This window comes from Ramlibacter sp. bp-362 (assembly GCF_054956735.1).
The window spans coordinates 22,110-32,696 of sequence record NZ_JBUDXE010000017.1 but is presented as its reverse complement, the minus strand read 5'-3'; the positions used below and the strand labels follow the sequence as shown (position 1 = coordinate 32,696).

The window sequence follows — 10,587 nt, the reverse complement described above, 5'->3', positions numbered from 1 at the left end:
GGCAGGTCCGGTGGCTGCCGCTATCATCCCACGACTTCCGAGGGTCCATGTTCCTCCAGATCGTTTCCTTCCTCCTCGACATCGCCGCCGGCCTGCTCGGCGGTGCATGCCTGTTGCGCTTCTACATGCAGTACCAGCGCATCCCCTTCGGCAACCCGGTCGGGCGCTTCATCTTCGCGCTGACGGACTGGATCGTGCTGCCATTGCGGCGCGTCCTGCCGTCCGTGCGCAAGTGGGACCTGTCCAGCCTGCTGGCGGCCTACCTGTTCGAGCTGGCGCAGTTCGGCATCCTGTGGCTGCTCATCGGCCGCGGCCACCCGGGCCTGGTGCCGGTGCTGGCGCTGTTCGGGCTGGTGCGGCTGGTGATCTCGGGCGCGATCGGTCTGGTGATCGTCTACGCGATCCTGTCCTGGGTGCAGGCCGACTCGCCCATCGTCGACGTGATCGACCGCCTCACGGCCCCGCTGCTGCGCCCCTTCCGCCGCATCATCCCGCTGGTGGGCGGCTTCGACCTGTCGCCCCTGGCGCTGCTGGTCGTGCTGCAGGTCGCCGCGATCGTCGTGGCGAACCTGCAGGATGCGGTGATCCGGTAAGGCTGGGGGAGGCTCAAAAGAAGAACGCAGAGGACGCAGAAACTACGCAGAGAACGCAGAGAAGACCATCAAAGGTTTTCCTCTGCGTTCTCTGCGTAACCTTTGCGTCCTCTGCGTTCTAACCGTCTGCTATTCCACCGCGTCGGCGGACTGACGTGTCAGCATCGCCAGGACGTTCGCGACGGTCTTGCGGAGTTCGCGGCGGTCGCAGATGAAGTCGACGGCGCCTTTTTCCTGCAGGAACTCCGCGCGCTGGAAGCCTTCGGGCAGCTTCACGCGCACCGTGGACTCGATCACGCGCGGGCCGGCGAAGCCGATCAGGGCCTTGGGTTCGGCGATCACGACGTCGCCGACGAACGCGAAGCCGGCGCTGACGCCGCCCATGGTCGGGTCGGTCAGCACGCTGATGTAGGGCAGGCCCTTCTTGGCCAGGCGCGTCAGCGCGGCATTCGTCTTGGCCATCTGCATCAGCGACAGCAGGCCTTCCTGCATGCGGGCGCCGCCGGTGGCGGTGAAGCACAGGAAGGGCACCTTCTGCTCGATCGCGGTCTCGACGCCGCGCACGAAGCGCTCGCCGACCACGCTGCCCATGGAGCCGCCCATGAAGTCGAACTCGAAGCAGGCCGCCACCAGGTTGATGCTGTGCACGGAGCCGCCCATCACCACCAGCGCGTCGGTCTCGCCGGTGTTCTCCAGCGCTTCCTTCAGGCGCTGCGGGTACTTGCGGCTGTCCTGGAACTTGAGCGGATCCACCGGGATGACTTCCTGGCCGATCTCGTAGCGGCCCTCGGCGTCGAGGAAGGCGTTCAGCCGCGCGCGGGCCCCGATGCGGTGGTGGTGGCCGCAGGTCGGGCAGACGTTCTGGTTCTGCTCCAGGTCGGTCTTGTACAGCACCGTCTCGCAGCTGGGACACTTGATCCACAGGCCTTCCGGCACGCTGCGCCGCTCGTTGGGATCCGTGGGCTGGATCTTCGGGGGCAGCAGTTTTTCCAACCAGCTCATGCAGGGCTCCTCAGGGGTTGTTCGAGTCTAGCGCGGTCCGGATCTCGCGCAGGAAGGCGGACAGCGCGGGCAGCACGCGATCGCGCGGCTGGTCTTCCACGACCTGGATGACCTTGGAGCCGATCACGACGGCGTCGGCGACGCGGCCGATGACGCGGGCCGTGACCGCATCGCGGATGCCGAAGCCCACGCCCACCGGGATCTTCACGTGCCTGCGGATGCGCGGCAGCGCTTCCTCCACGGCGGAGGTGTCCAGGTTGCCGGCGCCCGTCACGCCCTTGAGCGAGACGTAGTAGACGTAGCCGCTCGCCACGCGCGCGACCTGCTGGATGCGCTCGTCGGTGCTGGTGGGCGCCAGCAGGAAGATCAGGTCCACGCCGCTGGCTTTCAGCTGGGCGGCGAAGGCTTCGCATTCCTCCGGCGGGTAGTCGACGATCAGCAGGCCGTCGACGCCGGCCGCGGCCGCGTCGCGCGCCAGGCTGCCTTCGCCGTGCGCGAGCTCGTAGCGCTCCACCGGGTTGGCATAGCCCATCAGCACGACGGGCGTTTCCTGGTCGCGTTGGCGGAACGTCTTCACCATCGCCAGCACCTGCGCCAGGCCGATGCCGAAGCCCAGCGCGACTTCGCCGGCCTTCTGCACGACCGGGCCGTCTGCCATCGGGTCGGAGAAGGGCACGCCCAGTTCGATGACGTCGCTGCCCGCTTCCACCATCGCGTGCATCAGCTCGGGCGTGATGTCGGGGAAGGGGAAGCCGGCGGTGATGTAGGGGATGAGCGCCTTGCGCTTGTCGCGCGCGAGCCGCTCGAAAGTGGCCTGGATGCGGCTCATCGCTTGGGCCCTCCCTTGAGGGAGAGGCCGCGCATGGAGGGCCGGTCGTAGAACTCCACGCCCGCGAGGTCGGCGACGGTGCCGATGTCCTTGTCGCCGCGGCCGGACAGGTTCACGAGGATGGCCTGTTCCGGCTTCATCGTCTTCGCCAGCTTCATCGCGTAGGCGACGGCATGGCTGGACTCCAGCGCCGGGATGATGCCTTCGGTGCGGCACAGGTAGTGGAAGGCTTCCAGCGCTTCCTGGTCGGTGACGCCCACGTATTCCGCCCGGCCGGTGTCCTTGAGCCAGGCGTGCTCGGGGCCGACGCCGGGATAGTCCAGGCCGGCGCTGACGCTGTGCGTCTCGATGATCTGGCCGTTCGGGTCCTGCAGGATGTAGGTGCGGTTGCCGTGCAGCACGCCGGGCGCGCCGCGCTGCAGCGAGGCCGAGTGCTTGCCGCTGTCCAGGCCTTCGCCCGCCGCTTCCACGCCGATCAGGCGCGTGTTCTCGTAGGGGATGTAAGGGTGAAAGATGCCCATGGCGTTGCTGCCGCCGCCCACGCAGGCGATCACCGCGTCGGGCTGGCGGCCGGCCAGTTCCGGCATCTGCGCGATCGACTCGGTGCCGATCACGCTCTGGAAGTCGCGCACCATCATCGGGTAGGGGTGCGGGCCCGCCACCGTGCCGATGATGTAGAAGGTGTTCTCGACGTTGGTGACCCAGTCGCGCATGGCCTCGTTCAGCGCGTCCTTGAGCGTCTTGCTGCCGGACTCCACCGGCACCACGCGGGCGCCCAGCAGGTTCATGCGGTAGACGTTGGGGCTCTGCCGGGCGACGTCGTTGCTGCCCATGTAGACCACGCACTCGAGCCCGTAGCGGGCGCAGATGGTGGCCGTGGCCACGCCGTGCTGGCCGGCCCCGGTCTCGGCGATCACGCGCGGCTTGCCCATGCGCTTCGCGAGCATGGCCTGGCCGATCACGTTGTTGATCTTGTGCGCGCCGGTGTGGTTGAGGTCCTCGCGCTTCAGGTAGATCTGCGCGCCGCCCTGTTCGCGGCTCATGCGCTCGGCGTGGTAGATGGGCGAGGGCCGGCCGACGTAGTGCTTCAGCTCGTACTCGAACTCGCGCCTGAACTCGGGGTCGTCCTGGTACTTCGCGTAGGCCTCGCGCAGTTCGGCGATGGCGTGGGTCAGCGTCTCGCTGACGAAGCTGCCGCCGTAGCGGCCGAAATGGCCGCTGGCGTCAGGCTGCTGGTAAGGGGACATGGGGTGACCTTGCAAGGCGTTCGTCCGCGGCCCGCACGGCGGCGACGAACTGATGGATCTTCCCGGCGTCCTTGATGCCCTTGCTGGACTCGACGCCGGAGCTCACGTCAACGGCCAGCGTCGCGAAACGCGGCCGCACCTGCGCGATGCCCTCGCCCACGTTTGCAGGCGTGAGCCCACCAGACAAGACGGCGTGACAGCTGGCGCTTGGAGGCAGGCGTGACCATGGGAAGGTGCGTCCGGCGCCGCCGAAGCCCTCGACGTGGGCGTCGAGCAGCAGGGCCTGCGCCTCGTGGAACTCTGCGGCGAATTTTAGCAAGTCGAAGGCCGCGGCCGGGTCGGTCGGGATGCGGGCGGCGCGCATCCAGGGCCGGCCGGCCGCCGCCTCGCGGCACTGCTGGGGCGTCTCGTCGCCGTGGAACTGCAGCATGGCGGCGGGCACGTGGGCGCAGGCCGCGCGCACGCTCGCGACGGGCTCGTTCACGAACAGCAGCACCGGGGTGACGAAGGGGGGCAGGCGCCGGGCCAGTTCACCGGCGCGCTCGGCGCTCACGTAGCGCGGGCTCTTCGGGTACAGCACCAGTCCGATCGCGTCGGCGCCGGCGGCCACGGCGGCATCCACGTCCTGCTCGCGCGTCAGGCCGCAGATCTTGATGCGGGTGCGCAAGTCGGCTTTCATGGCAGCCAATCATACGCAGCCGCCTGGCTCGGCAGCCCCCAGCGGGCTTCGTACACGGGCCCCAGGAAATACAGGCCGTCGGGCGAGAAAGTCGGCGCGGCGGCGTCGCGGCTGCGCGCCTCCAGCACCTCCCGCATCCAGTCCGGGCCGTGCAGGCCTTGGCCGACGGCGACCAGGCAACCCATGAGGTTGCGGATCATGTGGTGCAGGAAGGCGTTGCCCTGGAATTCGAAGCGCCAGTAAGGGCCCCGGCGCGTGATGGTGATGGGCGCCAGCGTCTTCACCGGCGTGGGCGACTGGCAGGAGGAGGCGCGGAAGGACGTGAAGTCGTGTTCGCCCACCAGGTGCGCCGCGGCGGCGCGCATCGCGTCGGCATCCAGCGGCCGGAACACCCAGCCGACGCGGCCGGCCTCGACGCTCGGGCGCACGGGCGACTCGAGCAGCACGTAGGCGTAGCGGCGGGCTTTCGCGCTGTTGCGGGCGTGGAAGGCGTCGGGCACGGGGCGCGCCCATTGCACGGCGATGTCGGGCGGCAGGAAGGTGTTGGTGCCGCGCACCCAGGAGAAGTCCTCGCGCGTGAGGTCGGTGTCGAAGTGGACCACCTGCATGAGGCCGTGCACGCCGGCATCGGTGCGGCCGGCGCAGACGGTGGAGAGGGGCACGGTGGCGAATTGCCGCAGGGCCGCTTCGAGGTGGTCCTGCACGGTGCGGCCCGAGGGCTGGCTCTGCCAGCCGTCGTAGGCCTGTCCGTTGTAGCTGATGCCGAGGGCGAGTCTCACGACCGCCGCCGGATCAACCGATCTCGGCGAGCAGCTTCTGCGCGCGCGACTTGAGGTCGCCGGAGGCTTCGGCCAGCACTTCCTCGGCGAGGCTGCGCGCGCCGTCGGCGTCGCCGATGGCGTTGAATTCCTCGGCCAGCGCCAGCTTGGTGGCCAGCGGGTTGTCGCCGGCGTCGCCCATGGCGGGCAGGGAAGCCGGTGCATCGAGACTGAGCGACGACCCCAGGTCCATCGCCGGCGGCTTGGCCGCGGCGGGCGCGGGTGCAGCAGCGGAAGGCGCGGGCGCGGCGTCGTTGCCCGGCAGGTCCAGCGAGAGGCCGCCGAGGTCGAACTCCAGCATGTCGTTCTTCGCGGCGGGCGCCGGAGCCGGAGCGGCCTTGGGAGCGGGCGCCGGCGCGACGGGTTCGAATTCCAGCGCGTTCGAGTCCAGGCTCAGCGAAGGCGCTTCGCTGTGCGCGGGCTGCGGCGCGGCGGCCGGCGGGCTGCTGAAGTCCATCTCCAGCGGTGGCGGCTCCATGGGCGCGGGGGCGGTTGCCACCGGGGCCGGGGCCGGGGCCGGGGCCGGGCGTGCGGGCGGCGGCGGGGCCACGGCGGCCGGCGGCTGCAGCGTGTCCTGGTCGTCACCGAGCGAGAAGTCCAGGTCCAGGTCGAGGTCGCCGGGCGCCGCAGCGGGCGCCGGTGCGGCCACGGAGGCACGCGCGGGCGCGGCCGCCGCCGCAACGGGGGCGGCGCCCGGCTGGCCGCCAGGGCGGTACATCGGGTTGGCGGGATCCAGTTCGCGGCCGAGGTCGCAGATGTGGTCCCACTCCGGGCCGGAGCCCTGGGTCAGGCTGTGGGCCTCGGCGGCCACGGCCTCGAAGGCCTTGACGTCGCGGCGCTTCGCGTAGATCTCCAGCAGCTTGGCGTGGATCGCCACGCGCTGCGGGTTGATGCGCAGCGCCTCCTTGAGGATCTCCTCGGCCTGCAGGTCGCGGCCGTAGGCCAGGTACACGTCGGCCTCGGCCACCGGGTCCACGTCGCCCGCCGCATCGAGCTGGCTGGGCGAATAGACCATCGACGACCCCGTCGGGTTGTTCGATTCGGCGGTGTCGATGCGCTGGCCGCCGCTGGCGCCGAAGAAGGAGTCGGGCTGCAGGCGGCTTTCCAGGAAGGAGCTGTCGACGGCGGCCGTCTTGCGCTTCTGGCGCACCTTGTAGAAGCCCAGGCCCAGGAGCACGGCCAGCAGGCCGACGCCCAGTGCGGGGATCAGCGGGTTCTCCAGCACTTCGTCCAGGAAGCTCGGCTCGGGCGGCGGCGGCGCGGCGGGACGCTTCACCGGGGGCTTGGCCGCGGCGGCGGCCGTGCTGGCGGCGGGACGCGGGGCCGAAGCCGGAGCGGCAGCGGAACTGGCGGTCACCGCGGGCGCGGCCGCCGGCGCCGGCACGGCGGCCGGTGCGGGCGCAGGTGCAGGCGCGGCAGCCGTCGCGGGGGCGGCCGAAGCCGGCGCGGCGGGCTTGGCGGCCGTCGCGGCGGCGGGAGCGGGAGCAGAGGCGGGCTTCGCGGCGGCGACGACGGCCGGCGCCGCAGCCGGCGCCGAGGCAGGCTTGGCCGCCGTTGCGGCGGCCGGGGCGGACGCGGGCTTCGCCGCGGCCGCCGGAGCCGCGCTCACGCCGGGCGGCGCCGTGATGCCGGGGGCCGGACGCGCCGTGCCCGCAGCGCCCGGGGTGCTGCCCTGCAGGCGGTTCAGGTCCGCGATGTTCTTGTTCAACTCGGCGACGCGCGCTTCCGCGTCGCGGGCCGCGCGCTCGCGCGCGATCTGGTCGGCGCGGGCGGTCTTGCCCTGCACCGCGCCCTTGGACAGCGTCAGGCGGTCCGGCGTGGCGGTCGCGCCCTTCTTGTCTTCCACCTGGGCCTGCACGCGGCCCGAGGCCTGGCGGCTGGCGCTGGGCGTCGCCGCGGCCGGCACGGCCTGGGCCAGGCGCCGGCGGTATTCGTTGAAGTCGCGGCTCTGCGCGACGATCATCTGGCGCGCCTCGTCCGGCGCGATGCCGCTCGCGTCGTCGCCGCTGGGCATCTCCAGCACGGCGCCGGCCTTCAGGCGGTTGACGTTGTTGTCGACGAAGGCGTCGGGGTTGGCCCGCAGCATCGCGATCAGCATCTGGTCCAGCGACACGCTGGCGGGCTTGTTGGCGGCGGCGATGCGCCCGGCGGTGTCGCCGGACTGCACGGTCACGCGCTTGGCGGGTTCGCTCGCCGGCGCGGCTGCGGGTGCGGGCGTGGACGGCGCGCGGACCGCGGTCGCGGGCGCAGGCGCAGGCGCCGCGGAGGGCGCGGGCGCTTCCACCGGAGCCGGTCGTGCCGCGGCCTCGGGGGCGGGTGCCGGAGCCGGCGCGGTGCGTTCGGCCGGGGCGGGGGCAGGCGCCGGCGCGGGAGCGACCTGCGCCGTCAGCGGCGCGGCCGGCTGCCGCAGCGCCGGCGGGTCGAACAGCATCGTGAACTCGCGCTGCACGCGGCCGGAGGACCAGTTGGTCTCCAGGATCACGTCGACGAAGGGCTCGTTGACCGCGCGGTCGCTCGCGAGGTTCAGGAAGTAGCTGCCGTCCGGGCGGCGCTGCAGGGTGATGGCGACGTTGGCGAGGGCCTGGCTGTACTCGAGGCCCTGGGCGCGGAAGGTGGCGGGCGTGGCGATCACGGCGCGCAGCGAGGCGATCTCCTCGGGCGTGATCTGGGGAACGTCGATCTGCGCGCGCAGCGGCTCGCCGAGCGCGGACTGCACGGTCACCCGTCCCAGCGCGAGGGCCAGGGCGTCGGGAGAGGCAAAGCCGAAGGTGACTGCTGCCGCCAGTGCCAGCGTAGACAGCCGAAGCTTCGGCAGGCTCCTCGTTGTCGGCATCCCCACTGCTCGGTCGGGAGGCAGTCTTTTTCTCTTCATGCGGCCCATTGCCTTCGAGGCTGAATTCGAAAAAGGACCATAACAGCAACGTCTTAGGCTGACAAGCTGAGACACCGCTTAACGTCCGTGGAACGCTTGCGCGCTGCTTCACGCGCGCAAGCGATGTTGTCGCCTCACAACGCGCCCCCGCGCGGGCGGGGGCGGCCGGTCAGGCCTCGAGCAGGATGCGCAGCATGCGGCGCAGCGGCTCCGCCGCGCCCCACAGCAGCTGGTCGCCGATGGTGAAGGCGCCGACGTACTCGGGACCCATCGCGAGCTTGCGGATGCGGCCCACCGGGATCTGCAGCGTGCCCGTCACGGCCACCGGCGTGAGCTGCTGCATCGTGGCCTCGCGCGTGTTGGGCACGACCTTCGCCCAGGCGTTGTCGGCGGCGATCATCGCCTCAATGTCCGCCACCGGCACGTCCTTCTTCAGCTTGAAGGTGAGCGCCTGGCTGTGGCAGCGCATCGCGCCGACGCGCACGCAGAAGCCGTCGACCGGCACCGCCTGCGTGCCGAAGCCTTCGCCCTGGCCCAGGATCTTGTTGGTCTCGGCGCCGGCCTTCCACTCCTCGCGCGAGACGCCGCCCCCGAGGTCCTTGTCGATCCAGGGGATCAGCGAGCCGCCCAGGGGCACGCCGAAGTTGGCCGTCTCTTCGCCGGTGAGCGCCTGCTGGCGCGCGAGCACCTTGCGGTCGATCTCGAGGATGGCCGACTTCGGGTCGTCCAGCAGCGCGCGCACTTCGGCGTTGAGCGTGCCGAACTGCGTGAGCAGCTCGCGCATGTGCTGGGCGCCGCCGCCCGAGGCGGCCTGGTAGGTCATGCTGGTCATCCACTCGACCAGGCCGGCCTTGTACAGCGCGCCCACGCCCATCAGCATGCAGCTGACGGTGCAGTTGCCGCCGATCCAGTTGCGCCCGCCCTTGGCGAGCGCGTTCCTGATCACGGGCAGGTTGACCGGGTCGAGGATGATGACCGCGTCGTCCTTCATGCGCAGCGTGGACGCCGCGTCGATCCAGTGGCCGTTCCAGCCGGCCGCGCGCAGCTTGGGGAAGACCTCGGTCGTGTAGTCGCCGCCCTGGCAGGTGATCACGATGTCGCACTTCTTCAGCGCGTCGAGGTCGTGGGCGTCCTTCAGCGTCTTCTCGTTCTTCGCCTGCGCGGGCGCCTTGCCGCCGGCATTGGACGTGGAGAAGAAGACCGGCTCGATGAGGCCGAAGTCGCCTTCGGCCTGCATGCGGTCCATGAGGACCGAGCCGACCATGCCGCGCCAGCCGACGAGGCCGACCAGCGGTTGTTGTCCGTTCGAGAGTTTCATCGCTGCGCGCCTTTCAGTGTCCTGGTGATCCGTTTTCCCCCGGCTCGTCCGGCCGGGGTACAGGCGCGCGACGAACCGGAGCTTGCTAGCCCTTGGTAATCGTCTTCTTGGTGATCGCGGCCACGACGGCGTCGCCCATCGCGCGGGTGCCGACCTTCGTGGTGCCTTCGGACCAGATGTCCGCCGTCCGCAGGCCCTGCGACAGCACGTCCTTCACCGCGGACTCGATCCGGTCGGCGGCGGCGGGCTGGTTGAGGGAGAAGCGGAGCATCATGGCGGCAGACAGGATTGTAGCCAAAGGATTGGCAACCCCCTTGCCGGCGATGTCGGGCGCGCTGCCGTGGGACGGCTCGTACAGGCCCTGGTTGGAGGCGTTCAGGCTGGCCGAGGGCAGCATGCCGATCGAGCCGGTCAGCATGGCCGCCTCGTCCGACAGGATGTCGCCGAACATGTTGCCGGTGACCACCACGTCGAAGGACTTGGGCTGCTTCACCAGCTGCATGGCCGCGTTGTCCACGTACATGTGGTCCAGCTTCACGTCCGGGTACTGCTGGCCCACCTCGGTGACCACGTCCTTCCAGAACTGGAAGGTCTCCAGCACGTTGGCCTTGTCGACGCTCGTCACCTTCTTGTTGCGCTTGCGCGCGGCCTGGAAGGCGACGTGGGCGATGCGCTCGATCTCCGGGCGCGTGTAGCGCATGGTGTCGAAGGCTTCCTCGGCGCCGGGGAAGTGGCCGTCCGGGGCCGTGCGGCGGCCGCGCGGCTGGCCGAAGTAGATGTCGCCGGTCAGCTCGCGGATGATCAGGATGTCCAGGCCCGCGACCAGCTCCGGCTTGAGGCTGGAAGCGTGCGTGAGCTGCTCGTAGCAGATGGCCGGGCGGAAGTTGGCGAACAGGCCCAGGTTCCTGCGCAGGCCCAGGATGGCCTGCTCGGGGCGGAACTGGCGCTCCAGCTTGTCGTACTTCCAGTCGCCGACGGCGCCGAACAGCACGGCGTCGGCTTCCTTCGCCAGCTTCAGCGTGGCTTCCGGCAGCGGGTGGCCATGCCTGTCATAGGCGGTGCCGCCGACGTCGGCGAATTCCAGCTCGAACTTCAGGTCCAGGACCTTCAGGACCTTGACGGCCTCTTCGACGATCTCGGTGCCGATGCCGTCACCAGGGAGGACTGCGATTTTCATTCGTGTCTTTCAAATGCGGGAGCGGACAGCCGGACGCAAAGGTCGCAAAAAG

General features: G+C 70.5%; 9 protein-coding genes. 1 reads left to right on the top strand and 8 read right to left on the bottom strand.

What is annotated here, in order from left to right; all coding sequences use genetic code 11:
* The first annotated feature begins 47 nt into the window (after nucleotides 1-47).
* Nucleotides 48-593 (top strand): YggT family protein, encoded by a 546-nt coding sequence (locus ACY0MJ_RS19230; protein ID WP_462640152.1) that lies wholly within the window; start codon nucleotides 48-50, stop codon nucleotides 591-593.
* A gap of 129 nt (nucleotides 594-722) precedes the next feature.
* On the opposite strand, the gene accD is transcribed toward ACY0MJ_RS19230, so the two are convergent.
* The 8 genes from accD to leuB all read right to left on the bottom strand — a co-directional run bounded on the left by accD (nucleotide 723) and on the right by leuB (nucleotide 10,535).
* Complete coding sequence (gene accD, locus ACY0MJ_RS19225; RefSeq protein ID WP_462640151.1) at nucleotides 723-1,595, bottom strand: acetyl-CoA carboxylase, carboxyltransferase subunit beta; 873 nt, start codon at nucleotides 1,593-1,595, stop codon at nucleotides 723-725.
* A 10-nt stretch (nucleotides 1,596-1,605) separates the two neighbouring features.
* A complete protein-coding gene (trpA, locus tag ACY0MJ_RS19220; protein ID WP_462640150.1) occupies nucleotides 1,606-2,424 on the bottom strand; it encodes a tryptophan synthase subunit alpha in 819 nt (272 codons plus the stop codon).
* A complete protein-coding gene (gene trpB, locus ACY0MJ_RS19215) occupies nucleotides 2,421-3,671 on the bottom strand; it encodes a tryptophan synthase subunit beta (protein WP_462640149.1) in 1,251 nt (416 codons plus the stop codon). Before trpB ends, trpA begins: the two co-directional genes overlap by 4 nt.
* Nucleotides 3,649-4,350, bottom strand: a complete 702-nt coding sequence (locus ACY0MJ_RS19210) for a phosphoribosylanthranilate isomerase (RefSeq protein ID WP_462640148.1) — start codon at nucleotides 4,348-4,350, stop codon at nucleotides 3,649-3,651. The genes trpB and ACY0MJ_RS19210 overlap by 23 nt, the downstream gene beginning before the upstream one ends.
* Complete coding sequence (gene truA, locus ACY0MJ_RS19205) at nucleotides 4,347-5,129, bottom strand: tRNA pseudouridine(38-40) synthase TruA (protein ID WP_462640147.1); 783 nt, start codon at nucleotides 5,127-5,129, stop codon at nucleotides 4,347-4,349. The genes ACY0MJ_RS19210 and truA overlap by 4 nt, the downstream gene beginning before the upstream one ends.
* Nucleotides 5,130-5,142: 13 nt before the next feature.
* The gene (locus ACY0MJ_RS19200) at nucleotides 5,143-8,001 is read right to left on the bottom strand and encodes a FimV/HubP family polar landmark protein (protein WP_462640146.1); all 2,859 of its coding nucleotides are present in this window, start codon (nucleotides 7,999-8,001) and stop codon (nucleotides 5,143-5,145) included.
* A gap of 208 nt (nucleotides 8,002-8,209) precedes the next feature.
* Complete coding sequence (asd, locus tag ACY0MJ_RS19195; protein WP_462640145.1) at nucleotides 8,210-9,358, bottom strand: aspartate-semialdehyde dehydrogenase; 1,149 nt, start codon at nucleotides 9,356-9,358, stop codon at nucleotides 8,210-8,212.
* Nucleotides 9,359-9,443: 85 nt separating this feature from the next.
* Complete coding sequence (gene leuB, locus ACY0MJ_RS19190; RefSeq protein ID WP_462640144.1) at nucleotides 9,444-10,535, bottom strand: 3-isopropylmalate dehydrogenase; 1,092 nt, start codon at nucleotides 10,533-10,535, stop codon at nucleotides 9,444-9,446.
* Between the last annotated feature and the right edge of the window lie 52 nt (nucleotides 10,536-10,587).